The following is a 17,189-nucleotide window of genomic DNA, read 5'->3' on the forward strand; positions in this document are numbered from 1 at the left end:
TCACGGCCGAGTGACCCCGGGGCCCTCACCCGCCCCGACCCGGCGCTGAAGAGGAAATTCGCGCGGATTGATAGGAATACCGTGCGGACTGATACGGCATCACTTATCAACAGTCGTCCCTGCGCCCGGTGCCGCCGCCCGTTCAGGGTCGGCGCCGTGCTCCCCGCGCAGAGGAACCGGAAGCGCGGCATCCGCCAAGGCCGGAGCGCTGACCGGGAGTAGCCCACTTGCTCCGCTGAGCGACCGTTGCCAGGATGCGGGTGCACTTGAGATATGACCCAGCAGCATGCCAACGTCAGATTCTAGCCAGGATCATCGGCGTTCGGTCCACAGGAGACGACCCGTATGTGCGACGAATCGATCCATCAGCAATCGATCCATCAGCAGTTGCCGCCCGTTCTCCTCGACCTCGCCGACGCCGGCCCGCGTGACCGCGACAACAGTGGCGTACTGCGGCGACTGACCGACCACAGCCGGAAGCTGCCGGGCGTCGAGGCGACGGCGGTCATCTCCGTGGACGAGCACAACAAGAACGCTTGCACGGTGGCGGCCGCCTCGGACCACACGTCCGGCCAACTGGCCCAGGCACAACTGGAGTTGAACGAAGGACCGGGCCTCGAAGCCCTCCGTACCGGACGGCGGCTCGCCGATCTGCCGCTCGACGGGCCGAGCTTCCGTTCCCGATGGCCGCGCTTCGTCCCCCGGTCCCTGTCCGAGGGGTTCACCGGCATCACCGTCATCCCCCTCCGCCACGAACACCGGACCATCGCCGCACTCCACCTCCACCACCAGCATTGCGGGCACCACGCATTACCCGGCGAATCCGTCCGGGCCGCACAGGCCATGAGCGACGCGGCGGTCATAGGCGTGGCCCATCTGCGGCAGCAGCGGTACGTCGATCAGTTGCAATCGGCCCTGACCTCGCGGATCGCCATCGAGCAGGCGAAGGGAATGCTCGCGGAACGCTTCGAGTGGACCATTGACCAGGCGTTCGAACTGCTCCGCTCCTACGCCCGCAGTCACAACACCCGCCTGCACGACCTCGTCCGCTCGATCCTCGACGGCCCGCCCACCGAGGGCCCGTTCCGCCGCACTTCACCCCGGTAGCGAGGACCCGGCGCTCCTGTACCCGCAACCGACCGGCGGGCCCGGCCGGACGGCGCGCGGTCAACCGTGTGGCGGCACTTGCACACGTACCAGCGAGTTTGACCCCCCGTTCGGGTTACAGGCGTTTTCTGCACATCGCACCGGAGATGCTCCGTGCGGGCATTCCCTCACATCAGGAGAAAATCATGAGCATCCGTCACGCAGTCGCCGCCACCACCCTCGCCGCCGCCGCTGTCCTGGGAGGAGCGGGCGCCGCAGTGGCCGACTCCGGCGCTCAGGGCGCCGCGGTGAACTCCCCCGGGGTCGTTTCCGGCAACGTCATCCAGGTTCCCGTCCACGTTCCGGTCAACGCCTGCGGCAACACCATCAATGTCGTCGGGCTGCTCAACCCCGCCTTCGGCAACACCTGCGTGAACAGCTGATCCTCGGCCCCTGCACGCCCGCACCGGCCCACGGCCGGTCGCCGGTCGGACGCCCCGCCATCTCCCCCTTGCGGCGGGGCGTTTCGCATGCCCGCGCGCGAACGCGGCGCACCGCCTCGCCGAGAAACCCGGCGCAGCACCCTTGTGAAGCGATTCGCCGCCGCCTTACGGTATCGCCACTTGAATCGATTCAGCGTCTTCATCAAGCCACTTCTGGCTTTCCATACGCGACGTTTCAAAGGGGAACCGCCATGGCTCTGCCGATCCCCCGCACCGCCGGAACACCCAACCCCTGGTGGGTGGGCATCGTCTCGGGAATGGCGTCCTACATCGACGCGGCAGCGATCGTCTCGAACGGCACCGCGCTGGTCATCTACCAGGACGCGATCGGCCTGAGCGGCAGCGAGTTCGGCTGGCTCTCGGGCATCCTCACCTTCTGTATCGCCCTCGGCGCCGTCGCCGGCGGCAAGCTCGGCGACGCCTTCGGCCGGCGCGCCGTCTTCCTCGTGACGATGGCGATGGCCGTCGCCGGCTGCGCGCTGCTGGTCTTCGGGACGTCCTTCCCGCTCATGCTGACCGGTGTCGCCCTCGTGGGCCTCGGCACCGGTGCCGACCTGCCCGTCTCGCTCGCCACGATTTCCGAGGCGGCGACCGACAAGAACCGGGGCGCGCTGCTCGGCCTGTCGAACATGCTCTGGACGGTCGGCATCGTCGCCACGGCCCTGATCGCCTCCCTCGTCGGCGGCCTCGGCCGGCTCGGCGGCCAGATCCTGTACGCCCACGTGGCCGTCGTCGCCCTGATCGTCCTGCTCCTTCGGCTCGGTATTCCCGAGTCGCCGTACTGGCTCACGGCCCGGGACGAGCGACGCCGCGGCATCCGGACGGTCCGCGCGGAGCGGGTGCGCCTCGGCGAGCTGTTCAAGCCCCCGTACGCCATGCCGTTCGCCGCACTGCTGGTCTTCTACTGCCTGACCAATCTCGCGGCCAACACCAACGGCCAGTTCCACACTCACATCGCCGTCAACGTCGTCGGCATCAGCGTCGAACTGGCTTCGCAGCTGAGCTTGTTGGGCTTCCCGCTCGGCCTGGTCGGCAGCCTGGTCTTCATGAAGTACGTCGGCACCCGCCACCGGATGCGGCTCTTCGCGACCGGCGCGGTGATGCTCATCGTGTCCTACGCCACGCCCGCCGTCGTGGGATTCAGCCTCCCGGCGTTCGTCACGATGGGGATCCTGGGCGGCGCCGGCGGCATGCTCGCCTTCGAGGGGATGATGAAGGTCTGGACGCAGGAGTCGTTTCCGACGATGCTGCGGTCCACCGCGCAGGGCGGGATCATCGCCGTCGCCCGCGTCCTCGCCGCCGTCGCGGCCGTCCTCACCCCGGCCCTCCTCCAGTACAGCCCCCGCCTGACGTACGCGGGCCTCTGCCTCGCCACCGCCCTCGGCCTGGGCACCGCCTGGCTGGTCTTCCGCCGCCGGACACGCAACGAGTTCGACGCGGAGGGCGTGGCCGAGGGGGACCAGGGGGCGGCCTCCCTCCGCAGCGACCCGACCCCCGCATAGCCCACTTCACCTCACACACCGCGAAGGGTCACCCATGCTCGACAACGCCACGATGATCACCGCCGGCACCGACCGCGCCGCCGCCGTCGTCCTGCACCGGACCGTCGCCCTCGACGCCCCCCGGTCGCAGGTGACCGCGGCACGGCTCCGGGCGACGGCCCACGGCATCTACGAGGCCCGTATCGACGGGCGCCCGGTCTCCGACTCGGTACTCGATCCGGGCTGGACCGCCTACGAATGGCGGCTGGAGGTCCAGACGTACGACGTGACCCACCTCCTCGGCAACGACAGCACCTTCGACATCGAGGTGCTGCTCGGCAACGGCTGGTGGCGAGGCGACCTCGGCTTCGAGGGCGCGAACGCCAACTACGGCGAGGAGATCGGCTTCATCGGCGAGCTGGAGATCACCTTCGCCGACGGGCACACCCAGTCCGTACCGACGGACACCTCCTGGTCGGCCCGGACCAGCGAGATCCTGGAGAACAGCCTCTACAACGGCGAGCGGATCGACGCCCGGCTGCGCGGCACCGGCACACCGCTGGCGGTCCGCGAGACCGCCTTCGACCGCGCCACCCTCGTCGCGCAGACCGGCCCGCGGGCGACCCGGCAGGAAGTGCTGCGGCCGCAGCGCATCTGGACCTCGCCGCGGGGGCGGACGCTCGTCGACTTCGGCCAGAACCTCGTCGGCCGGCTCCGCCTGCGTGCCACGGGGCCCGCCGGCACGGAGATCGTCGTCCGGCACGCCGAGGTACTGGAGGACGACGAGCTCGGCACGCGGCCGCTGCGCGCCGCGAAGGCCACCGATACGTTCGTACTCTCCGGCGGTGACGACGAGTTCGAGCCGGCGCTCACCTTCCACGGATTCCGGTACGCCGAGGTCACGGGGTATCCCGGGCAGCTCACGGAGGACGCGCTGGAGGCCGTCGTCATCCACTCGGACATGGCCCGCACCGGCACCTTCACCTGCTCCAACGACCTGGTCAACCGGCTCGTCGAAAACTCGGTGTGGAGCCAGAAGGGCAACTTCCTCCATGTCCCGACCGACTGTCCGCAACGGGACGAGCGCCTCGGCTGGACCGGTGACATCGCCGCGTACGCCGCCACGGCGTCCTTCCAGTTCGACACCGCGGACTTCCTCCACCGCTGGCTGCTCGACCTCGCGGCGGAGACCCGGCACGCCGGCCCCGGCGGAGTACCGCACGTCGTCCCCGACGTCCTGAAGCACGGGAACTTCCCCGATCCGGCACTGTTCGAGAAGTGGAACGGGCCCACCGCCATCTGGGGAGACGCCGCGGTCTGGGTCCCGCAGGCCCTCTGGGAGGCGTACGGCGACCGCGAGCGGCTCGCCGCGCACTACCCGGGCATGGTGCTCCACCTCGAATCCGTACTCCCCCTCCTCTCGGAGAACGGGCTGTGGGACAAGGGATTCCAGTTCGGCGACTGGCTGGACCCCGATGCCTCACCGCACGAGCCGTGGGCCGCCAAGGCCGACGCCGGTGTCGTGGCCACCGCGTGCCTCTACCGGTCGGCCTCCTTCGCCGCCGAGACCGCGCGCCTGATCGGCGAGGACGCCGACGCGGCGCGCTGGGAGGAGCTGGCGCGGCGCACCAAGGAGGCGTTCCGGCAGCATTACGTGGCGGACGGCGGCCGGATCCGCTCCGACTGCGCGACGGTGTACGCGCTGGCCATCTGCTTCGGCCTGCTGGACGACGCGACGCGCGCCGCCGCCGGTCGCCGCCTCGCCGAGGTCGTCCGCGACCGCGACTACCGCGTCACCACCGGGTTCGCCGGCACGCCCTTCGTCACCTGGGCGCTGTCCGAGACCGGGCACGTCGACGACGCGTACCGGCTGCTGCTGGAGACGGAGTGCCCGTCCTGGCTCTACCCCGTGACGAAGGGCGCGACGACGATCTGGGAACGCTGGGACTCGATGCTCCCCGACGGGAGGATCAATCCGGGCGAGATGACGAGCTTCAACCACTACGCGCTGGGCGCCGTCGCCGACTGGCTCTACAAGGCCGTCGCCGGCATCCGGCCCGCCGCACCGGGCTACGCCCGCCTCCGCATCGCCCCGACCCCGGGCCCCGGCCTCGACTGGGCCTCCGGCACCCTCCGGACCCCGCACGGCCGCGTCGAGTCCCACTGGCGCCGTACGGAAAGCGGCATCGAGGTCCGCGTCGTCGTCCCGCCCGGCGTCGAGGCCGACGTACTGCTCCCGGACGGCTCCACGACCACCGTCACGGACGGCGAACACGTCCTCCGCTCCCCCGCCGCGTCACACTGAACTCATCCCGTTACGGCGACGGACACCTCCGCCGCTTCACTGCTCACGCTGTCTCCATATCTGTATGCCGTCATGTCGTCATATCGCCGTGTCGCCATGTCGTCCTGGGCGTCGCCGACGTGTCGCCGACGTGCCACCGACTCTTGCCGTCAGCCGTCGTGGCCTGAAACGCCGAGGTACCAGACGTACTTACGTCACACTACGGCTGTCGCGCAGGACGTTTGCGCAGTAGACCTGCCAAGACACCGTCGTCGAGCCGGTCCAGCAGAATGAGGAGAACCGCGTGTTCTACCAGGTGCTCAAGTACGTCGTCCTGGGGCCGCTGTTGCGGGCGGTCTTCCGGCCCCGGGTGGAGGGGCTGGAGCACATCCCCGAGGAGGGTGCGGCGATCATCGCCGGCAACCATCTGTCCTTCGCCGACCACTTCGTGATGCCCGCGATCGTGCCGCGCAGAGTGACCTTTCTGGCCAAGGCCGAGTACTTCACGGGGCCCGGCCTCAAGGGCCGGCTGACCGCGGCGTTCTTCCGCGGGGTCGGGCAGATCCCGGTGGACCGGTCCGGCGGGCAGGCGTCGCGGGCCGCGATCAGGTCGGGGGTGAACGTGCTCCGCCGGGGCCGCCTGCTGGGTATCTATCCGGAGGGCACCCGCTCGCACGACGGGCGGCTCTACAAGGGCCGTACGGGCGTCGCCGCGATGGCGCTGGAGGCCGGGGTGCCGGTGATCCCGTGCGCGGTGATCGGCACGTTCGAGGCCCAGCCGACCGGCCGGCGGCTGCCGCGCGCCATGCGCGTCACGATCCGCTTCGGGGAGCCGATGGACTTCTCCCGGTACGCGAACATGACGTCCGAGCACGCCGCGCTGCGGGCCGTCACGGACGAGATCATGTACGAGATCATGAAGCTGTCGGGGCAGGAGTACGTGGACATGTACGCGGCCGACGCGAAGGCCGCGCAGCAGCAGACCGGCAAGTAGTAACGCCGGCCCCTCCGTGGGCGAGCGGGGCTGCGCAAGCGAGCGGGGCGCCCGGGAAACCCCGGGCGCCCCGCCCTGTATGCGCTGTCGCGCCTCGCTACGGCACTACGGCGTTACGGCTTGGGCGTGGCGTGCGGCGCGCACGTCACGTCCTTCGCGTCCGTCTTGCCGTCCACGAAGTACGCGTCGACGCGGTCGTTGATGCACGGGTTGACCTGGCCGGTGACGCCGTGCGAGCCGGCGTCCTTCTCGGTGATCAGGCGCGAGCCCGCCAGGCGGCGGTGCAGCTCGACGGCGCCCTCGTACGGGGTAGCGGCGTCCCGCTCGCTCTGCACGATCAGCACGCTGGGCAGGCCCTTGCCGGTCTTGACGTCCACCGGGGTCTGCTGCTTCTCCGGCCACGTGGCGCAGGGCAGGTTCATCCAGGCGTTGGACCAGGTCATGAACGGGGCCTGCTCGTGGATGCGGGTGTTGTCACGGTTCCAGCGCTGCCAGCTGGTGGGCCACTTGGCGTCGTTGCACTCCACGGCCGTGTAGACCGCGTTGCCGTTCTCCGCGGAGATGTTGCCGGCCTTGTCGCTCATGTCGGGCGCGGCGTTCTCGATGATCGGCTTCTCGTCACCGGCGACGTACGCGCTCCACGCCTTGGCGACCGGCGCCCACATCGAGTCGTAGTACGGCGCGTTCTGGAAGAAACCGGTGAGCTCGGCCGGGCCGACCTGGCCGCCGAGCGGGGCCTTCTTCGCGGCCGCGCGCAGCTTCTCCCACTGCGCCTGGACCTTCTCGGGGGTGTCGCCGATGTGGTACGTCGCGTCGTTCTTCGCGACCCACTTCTTCCAGTCGCCCCAGCGGGTCTCGAAGGCGATGTCCTGGTCGAGGTTGGCCTGGTACCAGATCTTCTCGCGCGAGGGGTTCACGACGGAGTCGACGAGCATCCGGCGCACGTGGTCGGGGAAGAGCGTGGCGTAGACGGCGCCGAGGTAGGTGCCGTAGGAGACGCCGAGGTAGTTGAGCTTCTTGTCGCCCAGGGCGGCGCGGATGACGTCCAGGTCACGGGCGGTGTTGGGCGTCGTCATGTGCGGGAGCAGGGCGCCGCTGCGCTCCTTGCAGCCGTCCGCGTACTCCTTGGCGAGCTTGCGCTGGGCGAGCTTGTCGGCCTCGTCGTCGGGCACCGGGTCGGCCTTGGGCGCCTTGACGAACTCCTGCGGGTCCATGCAGGAGATCGCGGCGGAGTGGCCGACGCCCCGCGGGTCGAAGCCCACGAAGTCGTACGCCTTGGAGGTCTTGGTCCACAGGGGGTTCTTGCTGGTCACCCGGGCGGGGAAGCGGAGTCCCGAGCCGCCGGGGCCGCCGGGGTTGTAGATCAGCGAACCCTGGCGCTCGTCCTTGGTGCCGGTGCTCCTGGCCCGGTCCACGGCGATCTTGATCTTCTTGCCGTCCGGCTTGGCGTAGTCGACCGGCACGGTCACGAACCCGCACTGGATCGGGGCGTCCAGGCCCCAGTCCTTCGGACAGGTCTGCCAGTCGATACCGGCCTTCGCGGCGCGCGCCGCGGCGGTCTGCACGCCGCGGTCCTCGGCGGAGCCGCGCTGGTGGTTGGTGCCCGCGCTGGCGGGTGTGGCGGCGATGGCGCCGGCTATGAGCGCGCCCGCCACCACGGTCCCGGCGGCGCCGAGCGCTGCTGTTCTTCTCACGTAGGTGTTCCCCCTGCATGGTGTGCCACTTGTGGCGGCGATGATCACAGAGCCGCAGGGGGATCCTGTCTCGTACAACCGTCCGATGAAAAGACCGGGCGGCGTTTTCTTTACCAACCCGTAGGAATCGCGGCCATTTCGAGCAGTCGCCGGACGGCCAGTGCGTCGGGTGCGACGGCGGTGACGAGTGCCGCGGGCCCGGCGAGCGGCGTGCACACGGCCTGTCCGGGGCCGTCGGCCGCCGTCAGGGTCCGTACCGGTACGGGCTGCTCCTCGAACGCCGGGTCGACGACGAGGAGTTGGCCGACGGCACGGTGTCCGGCGAGCACCGCGGAGGAGTCCCAGCCGGGCACCCCGGGCCCGTACGCCGTCTCCTGGTCCAGCAGGACCCGGCCCGCGCGCCGGACCGTCAGCCGGGCGGCGAGCCGTCCGGTGGCCTCGCCGGTCCGGCCGAGCACCTGCTCCTCGCGGAGCACCAGCCGGGCGGTGGGCGCGAGGTCGACGGTGGTGGTCTGGATCAGGTCGCTGCCGGCCGCGGAGATCAGCGGCTCGGGCAGCCAGTCCAGGCGCGCCCCGTCGGCCACGTCCAGCGCCACGTCGTAGCGGGCGGTACCCGGGTGGTGGCCGGGCAGCGCGAGGGTCGCGGCGGCCGCGGTGATCCGCAGGTCGCTGCCCGCCCCGGCGCGCGCTTCGATGCGCAGTTGGTCGCCGCCCACCGGTGCGCTCATCGCGCCGACCACGCAGACCCGGGCGGCCGTGTCGTGCGAGCGCAGCCGGCGCAGCGCGAGCGGCCCGTCGCCGTCCAGTACGGGCAGCCGGGAGACGCCGTGCGGGTCGGCGGCCGCGGCGATGCGGGCGGTGGCGCGCAGTTGGCGGGCGGCGGGTGGCCCGGCGGCGTCCGGCAGTACGGCGGCGTCCGGCAGTACGGCAGCGGGCGCCGTGGGCGCAGGCGGTGGCGGCGCGAGCGTCATGCCGGGCCCGCGGTCCACTTGGCGAGGCACTCGCGGACCCAGTCCGCGACCGGCGCGACACCGTTCTCGCCCTTGATGGCGGTGAAGGCGACGGGCAGGTCGCCGCGCTGCGCCTTGGCGTCGCGGGCCATGGACTCCAGGTCGGAGCCGACGTACGGGGCGAGGTCGGTCTTGTTGACGACGAGCAGGTCGGCGGTGGTGACGCCGGGGCCGCCCTTGCGCGGGATGTCGTCGCCGCCGGCCACGTCGATCACGAAGATCTGGAAGTCGACCAGGCCCTTGGAGAAGGTGGCGGTGAGGTTGTCGCCGCCGGACTCGACGAGTACGAGGTCGAGTGGGCCGACCTCGTCTTCCAGATCTTCCACGGCCTCCAGATTGGCGGAGATGTCGTCGCGGATCGCGGTGTGCGGGCAGGCGCCGGTCTCCACGGCGGTGATCCGCTCCGGAGGCAGTACCGCCTCGCGGAGCAGGAATTCGGCGTCCTCGCGCGTGTAGATGTCGTTGGTCACGACGGCGATGGACAGCTCGTCGCGGAGCTTGCGGCACAGGGCCGCGACGGTGGCGGTCTTGCCGGAGCCGACCGGGCCGCCGAGGCCGATGCGCAGCGCGCGGCGGCTGCCGTCGGCGCGCTGCGGCCCGGCCGCGCTGTAGGTGTGGCGGTGCGGGAACTTCTCGTCGAGATCGTGGTCGAGGTGCATACGGACTCCGTGGGGGTGCAAAAAGTGGGTGGGGTCAGGACGCGAACAGCCGTACCGGCCAGGCCGCGTGCTGCTCGGCGGTGATGTCCAGCAGCGGTGCGGAGCGGGCGGGCAGCGCGCCGGTCCCGTCCTGCGGGACGCGCGCCGCGGCCGCGACGGCCTCGGCCACGACCGCGTCCAGGTCGGGGGCGAGCCGCGCGAGGACGGCCGTCGCGTCGAAGGGGTCCAGGCTCAGCAGCCGTACGGCGGCGGTGGCGGGGCCGCTGACGGTTTCGTACGCGACGGCGTACGCGGCGTCCTCCGGGTCCAGGCCCGCCGAGCGTGCGGCGAGGCCGAGGACGACGGGCTGGTGGGCGCCGCGCGGCCGGGCCGCGGCGAGCGCGTCCAGTTCGGGCGAGGGCCAGGTCGCCCGGGCCGCGCGCATCATCTGGCGGCCGAGCTTGCGTGCGGTGGTACGCAGGGCCGGTACGGGTGTACGGGCATCCGCCGCCTCGTCCAGGGCGAGCGGTTCGCAGCCCGCGGCGGCCGCGGCGGCCAGGCCCGCCGCGACCAGCCCGGCCGTGTGCAGCCGGCCGCGGCAGAACTCCTCCAGCGAGCCGCCGTCGCGGATGCGGCCGGCGGCGACGGCCGGTTCGGCGCCGCCGGAGTGGGCGTGCCCGCCGGCGGGGAAGCGGCCGTCGGCCAGGACCAGCAGCGCGGCGCGGCTCATCGGTCCCGCCCTTTCCGCAGGGGTACGTCGGACATGGCCATCAGAACAGGAAGTACCGCTGGGCCATGGGCAGTTCGGCCGCGGGGGCCGGCTCGACCACCGCGTCGTCGATGGTCACCGTGAAGGTGTCGGGGTCGACGACGACCTTCGGCAGCGCGTCGTTGTTGCGCATGGACGCCTTGGTGACCTGGCGGGTGGAGCGGATGGCCGTCAGCTCCTTGGCGACGCCCAGCCGGTCGCCCAGCCCGTCCGCCACGGCCTGCTCGGAGACGAAGTTGAGCGAGTTGGCGCCGGGGGCCTTGCCGATCGCGCCGAACATCGGGCGCGGCAGGACCGGCTGCGGGGTGGGGATGGACGCGTTGGCGTCGCCCACCTGCGCGTACGCGATCTGGCCGCCCTTGATGACCAGCCGCGGCTTGACGCCGAAGAACGCCGGGTCCCACAGCACGAGGTCGGCGAGCTTGCCGGTCTCCACGGAGCCGACGACGTGGTCGATGCCCTGGGCGATCGCCGGGTTGATGGTGTACTTCGCGACGTACCGGCGTACGCGGTGGTTGTCGGCGGCGAAGTCACCGGGCAGCGCGCCACGGCGCTTCTTCATGACGTGCGCGGTCTGCCAGGTACGCATGACGACCTCGCCGATGCGGCCCATGGCCTGGGCGTCGGAGGACATCATCGAGATGGCACCCATGTCGTGCAGGAAGTCCTCGGCCGCGATGGTGGAGGGCCGGATGCGGGACTCGGCGAAGGCCAGGTCCTCGGGGACCGCGGGGTTCAGGTGGTGACAGACCATCAGCATGTCGAGGTGTTCCTCGACGGTGTTGACGGTGTGCGGCCGGGTCGGGTTGGTCGAGGCAGGCAGCACGTTGGGCTCCGACACCATGGCGATCATGTCGGGTGCGTGGCCGCCGCCCGCGCCCTCGACATGGAAGGCGTGGATGGAGCGGCCGGCGATGGCGGCGAGGGTATCGCCGAGGAAGCCGGCCTCGTTCAGGGTGTCGGTGTGGATCGCGAGCTGGGCGCCGCTCTCCTCGCAGACGTTCAGGCAGGCGTCGATGACAGCGGGGGTGGCGCCCCAGTCCTCGTGGATCTTGAAACCGAGGATGCCGGCGCGCAGCTGGTCCCGCATCGAGGCGACCGAGGTGGTGTTGCCCTTGCCGAGCAGCCCGACGTTGACGGGGAAGGCGTCCATCGCCTCGAACATCCGGGAGACGTGCCAGGCGCCGGGGGTGATGGTGGTGGCCTTGCTGCCCTCGGCCGGGCCGGTACCGCCGCCGATCATCGTCGTGACGCCGGAGGCCAGCGCCTCGGTCGCCTGCTCGGGGCAGATGAAGTGCACGTGGGTGTCGATGGCGCCAGCGGTGAGGATCTTGCCCTGCCCGGCGATGATCTCGGTCTCCGGGCCGATGACGAGGTCGGGATGGACGCCGTCCATGGTGTCGGGGTTGCCCGCCTTGCCGAGCGCCACGATGCGGCCGTCGCGGATGCCGACGTCGGCCTTGACGATGCCCCAGTGGTCGATGACGATCACGCCGGTGATCACGGTGTCCGGGGCGCCGTCCGCACGGGAGAGCCGGGACTGGCCCATCGACTCGCGGATGACCTTGCCGCCGCCGAAGACGGCCTCGTCACCGCTGCGCCCCGGGCCACCGGCCCAGTCCTCGCTGATCTCGATCAGCAGGTCGGTGTCGGCGAGGCGCACCAGGTCGCCCGCCGTCGGGCCGAAGAGGTCGGCGTACGCGGCACGGGAAAGTTCAGCCATCGAGGGTGCCTCCGGTCTCGCCACGCAGGCCCGCGACGATCCGCTTGCCCCCGAGGGGCACCAGTTCGACCTCGGTGGGGATACCCGGCTCGAAGCGCACGGCCGATCCGGCGGCGACGTTCAGGCGCTTGCCGTGCGCGGCCGCACGGTCGAAGTCGAGGCCGGGGTTGGCCTCGGCGAAGTGGTAGTGGGAGCCGACCTGCACGGGGCGGTCGGCGACGTTGAGGACGGTCATGCGCGTGACGGGAAGCCCCTCGTTGAGGCGTACCGGCTCATCGGCGTAGAGGATCTGTCCCGGGATCATCTTCGGCTCTCCCTGGGTCAGCTGATGGGATCGTGAACGGTGACGAGCTTGGTGCCGTCCGGGAAGGTCGCCTCGACCTGGACGTCGTGGATCATCTCGGGGATGCCTTCCATCACGTCGTCACGGGTGAGGACCTTGCGCCCGGAGGACATGAGCTCGGCGACCGTACGGCCGTCGCGCGCGCCTTCCAGGATGTGCACGGTCAGCAGGGCAATGGCTTCGGGGTGGTTGAGCCGTACGCCGCGGGCCCGGCGCTTTTCGGCAACGTCCGCCGCGACATGAATCATCAGCCGTTCTTGTTCATGCGGGGTCAGTTGCATATTTCACCTCACTTTTCTTACCAGCCTGGACCGCATCGGCCCAGGTCACAGGCATCGACGCGCCCGTACAAATAGATGTATCACACATTCAACAAAGGAAAAGCAAACTGATCTCCAGCTAAGTTCCATGAATCGCCCCGGACTTCGCAGGCTAGCTCCGCTCGATGTCGGCGGCGTTACCTCGGTGAATCCCTTGTTAAATCTGGGGACCGCACCCCGGGCGCCCCATTCCCCGCCCGCTCCGAACTCCCCTCGAAGCAGACATAACGCTCGGCTGCCCCGCTCGCCGGAACAACGCGTTCGCTATTCGCCCTTGACTGCCCACAGACAAGTCACGATGCTCATCTGCGCGCGCCCGCACGCCCCACGCGTCGCGTACGCGCTCGCACACCACAACAACAAGCTCCGCACCAACCCCCCACACAGCATCGGAGCCACATCGTGACCCGTTCCGCACGCATACGCCGGGCCGCCCTGGCCGCGGGCGCCTGCACCGCCGTCGCCGCCACGCTCTTCACCGCGGCCGGCGCCCAGGCCGGTCCCGCCCCGCTCGCCGCGCCGGACATCCCGGTCTCCGCCGTCAAGGCGGACCTGGACCAGCTGCAGTCCATCGCCGACGCCAACGGCGGCAACCGCGCCCACGGACAGCCCGGCTACAAGGCGTCCATCGACCATCTCAAGGGCAAGCTGGACGAGGCCGGGTTCACCACCCAGGTCCAGGAGTTCGACCACAACGGCACCAAGGGCTACAACCTCGTCGCCGACTGGCCCGGCGGCGACGAGAGCAAGACGGTGATGGCCGGCGCCCATCTGGACTCGGTGGAGGACGGGCCGGGCATCAACGACAACGGCTCCGGCTCGGCCGGCATCCTCGAAGTCGCCCTCGCGGTCGCCAAGGCGGACCTCAAGCCCGCCAAGCACCTGCGGTTCGGCTGGTGGGGCGCCGAGGAGTACGGCATGGTCGGCTCGCGGGCCTACGTCGACAGCCTCGCCGAGGCGGACCGGGCGAAGTTCGACTCGTACCTCAACTTCGACATGATCGGCTCGCCCAACCCGGGCTACTTCGTCTACGACGACGACCCGCGCCTGGAGAAGGTCTTCAAGGACTGGTACGCCACGAAGAACATCGCCACCGAGATCGAGACCGAGGGCGACGGCCGCTCCGACCACGCCTCGTTCAAGGACGTGGGCATCCCCGTCGGCGGCCTCTTCTCCGGCGCCGACTACAAGAAGACCGCGGAACAGGCGAAGAACTGGGGCGGCACGGCGGGCGAGCCGTTCGACGCCTGCTACCACCAGTCCTGCGACACGACGAAGAACATCGACGAGAAGGCGCTGGACACCAACACGGACGCCATCGCCCACGCGGTCTGGGAGCTCAGCTCCTGACGCCCGCTCACCCCACGGGCGCGCCTACGGGCTGACCCCGCATCACCTCTCGTGGCCCGGTCGCCGATCCCCGGCGGCCGGGTCGCGGTGCTCCGCGGCGATGCCGAACCGGCGGCGTTCGCCCGCAGCGGACGCCGGCAGCTGCCGCACCGAGGAGACCGTACTGATGACCTCCTCCTCGGCGGCCGCCTCCGCCCGGTCGAGCTCTTCGAGCCGTCGCAGGTCAGCGGCGGACACCAGCGCCACCAACGGCTTGCCGTGGCGCGTGACGACCACGCGCTCGGAGCCGTACACAACGCGGTTGATCAAGTCCGCCAGCTCCGCCCGGGCTTGCGTCACCGGAATCTCGTAGGTCATGCTCCCCATTCTAACGGGATGTACGTCCTGTACATTTTTTACAACGGAACAGAGGAGCAGCCTCATGCGCGAACCCACGGCCCGAGCGCACGACACAGGGCACCCGGACGCTCGATCCGTACTCCAAGCTGCTCGACGAGCGCATCGTCTTCCTCGGCACCCCGATCGACGACACCTCGGCCAACGACGTCATGGCCCAGCTCTTGCACCTCGAACACGCCGCGCCCGAGCGGGACATCTCGCTGTACATCAACTCCCCCGGCGGCTCGTTCACCGCGATGACCGCGATCTACGACACGATGCAGTTCGTCACCAGCCCCATCGAGACGGTCTGCCTCGGACAGGCCGCCTCCGCCGCGGCCGTCCTGCTCGCCGCCGGCCATCCCGGGCGCCGCCTCGCGCTGCCCGGCGCCCGCGTCCTCATCCACCAGCCGTCCTTCAGCGATCCGGTCGAGGGCCAGATCTCCGATCTCGCCCTGCAGGCCAAGGAGATGCTGCGCACCCGCGACCTGCTGGAGGAGCTGCTCGCCCGGCACACCGGGCAGCCGCGCGACCGGATCAGCGCCGACATCGAGCGCGACAAGATCCTGAGCGCCGAAGAGGCCATGGCGTACGGGCTGGTCGACGGACTCACCCGCGGCCGCAAGGCGTCCTCGTCCGCGGCACCCGGCGCGAGGTGAGGTGATGGCCCTGCCTCCCGAACTGCCGCCGCTGCCCGCGCTGACCCGGGCCGAGGGCGCGGTCATCGACAGCTACCTCCAGATCCTGGATCTCCTGGGGCGGATCAATCCGGCCCGCGGCGAGGGCACGTACCGGGGCCTGCGGGCGGCGCAGGCGCTGGTGGGCCAGGCGGTGGCGCTGCGGGACGCGCTGGCGCTGATGCATGAGCGCGGCGAGACCGAGCTGCACGCCGAGACGCTCACCCGCGCGCTGCGGGTGCTGGACGGTGAGCGGCGGGCCGGTCTCGTCGCCGTGCCGCCGCCTGATGAGGAATGACGGGACGACTCCGTTCCACGCGGGCGCGGAATCCGATCGGACTACCGCCGTTGGAGTACTCCTGGGCCCGCTTGCGACGGAGTACGACTTGCGCTCTGCGTCGACGTGTCGCGTTGCGGGCGGTACGACGGCGCCGGTGCGGGGGTGCGTACGGGGCGCGGGCCGCTCGACGGACCGCGTCTGTCCACCCGAACGGATCAGGCGTGACCACCTTCACACAAGTCATGTTCCGCGCCTGAACCGCCCCGGCGCTGCGTCACGATCCCCCCGACGACAAGCCCCCGCCGCAGCGGCGGGGCGGTCCGGGCGGACGCCGAATCCTGCCGCCGTGCCCGGGCGCCTGGTCGATACGCGTGGACCGGCAGGAGCGGAGGACCCGAGCACGACGGGGCCGCGGCCGTGGTACTGGCCGGGCGGTCCCTTGGGGTGAAGCCTTTGCCGCCGTGAAGGGCGGCACATCCGGCCGGGCATCTTCGCCTGCCCGAACCCGACAGGTCTTCCTTCGCAGGCGGCTGACGAAGGAGTGCGCATGACTGCGCGCGTTGATCTTCCTGTTCGTGGTGTTGCCGCGCCGGGCCTGCTGGCCCGTGCCGGGGTGGTGTCGGCCCTCGGGCTGGCGCTGCTGGTCCCCGGCAGTGCGGGGGACGCCTCGGCGGCGTCCTCCTCCGGTACCGTCTCCGCCGTGTCGGCGGCGGCCTCGGGCTCCACCGGCAAGACGGCCCTGCGGGTCGCGGCGTCGAAGAAGGGGGCGCCGTACGCATGGGGGGCCGAGGGGCCACACCGGTTCGACTGCTCAGGGCTCACGCAGTACGCGTTCAAGCGGGCGGGGAAGCGGCTGCCGCGTACGGCGCATTCGCAGTACCGCCATGTGCGGCACATCAAGGCGTCCTCGCGGAAGCGGGGTGACCTGGTCTTCTTCCACTCGGGGCGGTACGTGTACCACGTGGGCATCTACGCCGGGAAGGGCCGTATGTGGCACGCGCCCAAGCCGGGTGCCTCGGTACGCAAGGAACGGATCTGGACCGGGCGCGTCTGGTACGGACGGGCGTGATGCGGGTGTGATGCGGAGCTGACGCAGCGGTGACATCGAGGGGGCGGGGCCGGTGGCCCCGCCCTTCTTCGGCTCGCACCACGGCCGGATGGCAAGGCGCTAACTTACGGCCGTGATCGATGACTTGGCCAAGACCCTGACCGCTGCCGCGAGCGGCGACTTTCCGCCCGCCGACGGGACGGTGAGCGTGCTGCCCCCGGTCTCGGAACGCGACTGGGGCGTCATCTCCTTCTCGGGATGTGCCGTCGTGTTCGCCGATGTCACGGCCGACTGGGTGCACGCACGGATCGCCCCGGGCGACCTCTCCGGCCCGCTCAGCCCGTCGTTCCTCGGCGCGCTCGCCGCCCGGACGGGCCGGGAGACCGAGAACATCGATCTGCTCACCGTCGCCGGGCCGCTGCCGGGCCCGCCCCCGTTGGCGCTGCGCGAGACGCGGGACCCGGCGCATCCCCGTATCGCGCGGGCGCTGCGCCACCGCGACGGTGTGCGGGCGTGGACGGCCGACGAGGAGGGGTCCGCCGTCGTGGTCGGGCGCGGCGTCGCGGGCCGGTGGGAGGTGGCCTTCGAGGTGGCGGAGGGAGCACGCGGGC

General features: G+C 70.9%; 17 protein-coding genes and 1 pseudogene. 10 read left to right on the forward strand and 8 right to left on the reverse strand.

The genetic code is table 11. The features are described 5' to 3' along the window. Positions 1-345 precede the first annotated feature (345 nt). The 5 genes from CCS38_RS07100 (at position 346) to CCS38_RS07120 (ending at position 6,348) form a co-directional block, all read left to right on the forward strand. Complete coding sequence (locus tag CCS38_RS07100) at positions 346-1,107, forward strand: GAF and ANTAR domain-containing protein (RefSeq protein ID WP_223732340.1); 762 nt, start codon at positions 346-348, stop codon at positions 1,105-1,107. Positions 1,108-1,292: 185 nt separating this feature from the next. Next, on the forward strand, positions 1,293-1,529 hold the full coding sequence (locus tag CCS38_RS07105) for a chaplin (RefSeq protein WP_223732341.1): 237 nt from the start codon (positions 1,293-1,295) through the stop codon (positions 1,527-1,529). 251 nt (positions 1,530-1,780) lie between these two features. Continuing rightward, on the forward strand, positions 1,781-3,091 hold the full coding sequence (locus CCS38_RS07110) for an MFS transporter (protein ID WP_223732342.1): 1,311 nt from the start codon (positions 1,781-1,783) through the stop codon (positions 3,089-3,091). 34 nt (positions 3,092-3,125) lie between these two features. Continuing rightward, a complete protein-coding gene (locus tag CCS38_RS07115) occupies positions 3,126-5,375 on the forward strand; it encodes a family 78 glycoside hydrolase catalytic domain (RefSeq protein WP_223732343.1) in 2,250 nt (749 codons plus the stop codon). 283 nt (positions 5,376-5,658) lie between these two features. Continuing rightward, the gene (locus CCS38_RS07120) at positions 5,659-6,348 is read left to right on the forward strand and encodes a lysophospholipid acyltransferase family protein (protein WP_223732344.1); all 690 of its coding nucleotides are present in this window, start codon (positions 5,659-5,661) and stop codon (positions 6,346-6,348) included. Between the two features lie 113 nt (positions 6,349-6,461). On the opposite strand, the gene CCS38_RS07125 is transcribed toward CCS38_RS07120, so the two are convergent. The 7 genes from CCS38_RS07125 to CCS38_RS07155 all read right to left on the reverse strand — a co-directional run bounded on the left by CCS38_RS07125 (position 6,462) and on the right by CCS38_RS07155 (position 12,806). After that, positions 6,462-8,042, reverse strand: a complete 1,581-nt coding sequence (locus CCS38_RS07125) for an alpha/beta hydrolase (protein ID WP_223732345.1) — start codon at positions 8,040-8,042, stop codon at positions 6,462-6,464. Between the two features lie 110 nt (positions 8,043-8,152). Further along, positions 8,153-9,013, reverse strand: a complete 861-nt coding sequence (locus tag CCS38_RS07130; RefSeq protein ID WP_263301793.1) for an urease accessory protein UreD — start codon at positions 9,011-9,013, stop codon at positions 8,153-8,155. Beyond that, the gene (gene ureG / locus CCS38_RS07135; RefSeq protein WP_223732347.1) at positions 9,010-9,711 is read right to left on the reverse strand and encodes an urease accessory protein UreG; all 702 of its coding nucleotides are present in this window, start codon (positions 9,709-9,711) and stop codon (positions 9,010-9,012) included. Before ureG ends, CCS38_RS07130 begins: the two co-directional genes overlap by 4 nt. 34 nt (positions 9,712-9,745) lie before the next feature. After that, positions 9,746-10,420, reverse strand: coding sequence for an urease accessory protein UreF (locus tag CCS38_RS07140; RefSeq protein WP_223732348.1), 675 nt, complete (start codon positions 10,418-10,420; stop codon positions 9,746-9,748). 40 nt (positions 10,421-10,460) lie between these two features. Next, complete coding sequence (locus CCS38_RS07145) at positions 10,461-12,182, reverse strand: urease subunit alpha (protein WP_223732349.1); 1,722 nt, start codon at positions 12,180-12,182, stop codon at positions 10,461-10,463. Next, complete coding sequence (locus CCS38_RS07150; RefSeq protein WP_030257912.1) at positions 12,175-12,486, reverse strand: urease subunit beta; 312 nt, start codon at positions 12,484-12,486, stop codon at positions 12,175-12,177. The genes CCS38_RS07145 and CCS38_RS07150 overlap by 8 nt, the downstream gene beginning before the upstream one ends. 17 nt (positions 12,487-12,503) lie before the next feature. After that, positions 12,504-12,806, reverse strand: coding sequence for an urease subunit gamma (locus tag CCS38_RS07155; RefSeq protein WP_030257914.1), 303 nt, complete (start codon positions 12,804-12,806; stop codon positions 12,504-12,506). Positions 12,807-13,247: 441 nt separating this feature from the next. Here CCS38_RS07155 and CCS38_RS07160 point away from each other — a divergent pair, with 441 nt between their 5' ends. Next, complete coding sequence (locus CCS38_RS07160; protein ID WP_223732350.1) at positions 13,248-14,195, forward strand: M28 family metallopeptidase; 948 nt, start codon at positions 13,248-13,250, stop codon at positions 14,193-14,195. Positions 14,196-14,237: 42 nt separating this feature from the next. Here CCS38_RS07160 and CCS38_RS07165 read toward each other — a convergent pair whose 3' ends face one another. Beyond that, entirely contained in the window at positions 14,238-14,552 is a 315-nt protein-coding gene (locus tag CCS38_RS07165; RefSeq protein WP_223732351.1) for a type II toxin-antitoxin system Phd/YefM family antitoxin, read from the reverse strand. A gap of 83 nt (positions 14,553-14,635) precedes the next feature. Here CCS38_RS07165 and CCS38_RS07170 point away from each other — a divergent pair. The 4 genes and pseudogenes from CCS38_RS07170 to CCS38_RS07185 all read left to right on the forward strand — a co-directional run. Then, a pseudogene (locus CCS38_RS07170) lies at positions 14,636-15,232 on the forward strand (ATP-dependent Clp protease proteolytic subunit); the annotation flags it as partial. A 4-nt stretch (positions 15,233-15,236) separates the two neighbouring features. After that, positions 15,237-15,548 (forward strand): hypothetical protein, encoded by a 312-nt coding sequence (locus CCS38_RS07175; protein ID WP_223732352.1) that lies wholly within the window; start codon positions 15,237-15,239, stop codon positions 15,546-15,548. Between the two features lie 529 nt (positions 15,549-16,077). After that, positions 16,078-16,599, forward strand: coding sequence for a C40 family peptidase (locus CCS38_RS07180; protein ID WP_223732353.1), 522 nt, complete (start codon positions 16,078-16,080; stop codon positions 16,597-16,599). 112 nt (positions 16,600-16,711) lie between these two features. Then, positions 16,712-17,189 (forward strand): GNAT family N-acetyltransferase (locus CCS38_RS07185; RefSeq protein ID WP_223732354.1); only part of this gene is annotated, 478 nt, incomplete at its 3' end.

This window comes from Streptomyces purpurogeneiscleroticus (assembly GCF_020024005.1).
Classification (GTDB): domain Bacteria; phylum Actinomycetota; class Actinomycetes; order Streptomycetales; family Streptomycetaceae; genus Streptomyces; species Streptomyces purpurogeneiscleroticus.

What these genes read in the sequence shown, in the direction of transcription:
- CCS38_RS07140 (WP_223732348.1), bottom strand. Translation starts at nt 10,420, where the DNA reads ATGAGCCGCGCCGCGCTGCTGGTCCTGGCCGACGGCCGCTTCCCCGCC.
- CCS38_RS07130 (WP_263301793.1), bottom strand. Translation starts at nt 9,013, where the DNA reads ATGACGCTCGCGCCGCCACCGCCTGCGCCCACGGCGCCCGCTGCCGTA.
- CCS38_RS07110 (WP_223732342.1), top strand. Translation starts at nt 1,781, where the DNA reads ATGGCTCTGCCGATCCCCCGCACCGCCGGAACACCCAACCCCTGGTGG.
- CCS38_RS07145 (WP_223732349.1), bottom strand. Translation starts at nt 12,182, where the DNA reads ATGGCTGAACTTTCCCGTGCCGCGTACGCCGACCTCTTCGGCCCGACG.
- CCS38_RS07165 (WP_223732351.1), bottom strand. Translation starts at nt 14,552, where the DNA reads ATGACCTACGAGATTCCGGTGACGCAAGCCCGGGCGGAGCTGGCGGAC.
- CCS38_RS07155 (WP_030257914.1), bottom strand. Translation starts at nt 12,806, where the DNA reads ATGCAACTGACCCCGCATGAACAAGAACGGCTGATGATTCATGTCGCG.
- ureG (WP_223732347.1), bottom strand. Translation starts at nt 9,711, where the DNA reads ATGCACCTCGACCACGATCTCGACGAGAAGTTCCCGCACCGCCACACC.
- CCS38_RS07150 (WP_030257912.1), bottom strand. Translation starts at nt 12,486, where the DNA reads ATGATCCCGGGACAGATCCTCTACGCCGATGAGCCGGTACGCCTCAAC.
- CCS38_RS07180 (WP_223732353.1), top strand. Translation starts at nt 16,078, where the DNA reads ATGACTGCGCGCGTTGATCTTCCTGTTCGTGGTGTTGCCGCGCCGGGC.
- CCS38_RS07175 (WP_223732352.1), top strand. Translation starts at nt 15,237, where the DNA reads ATGGCCCTGCCTCCCGAACTGCCGCCGCTGCCCGCGCTGACCCGGGCC.
- CCS38_RS07115 (WP_223732343.1), top strand. Translation starts at nt 3,126, where the DNA reads ATGCTCGACAACGCCACGATGATCACCGCCGGCACCGACCGCGCCGCC.
- CCS38_RS07100 (WP_223732340.1), top strand. Translation starts at nt 346, where the DNA reads ATGTGCGACGAATCGATCCATCAGCAATCGATCCATCAGCAGTTGCCG.
- CCS38_RS07105 (WP_223732341.1), top strand. Translation starts at nt 1,293, where the DNA reads ATGAGCATCCGTCACGCAGTCGCCGCCACCACCCTCGCCGCCGCCGCT.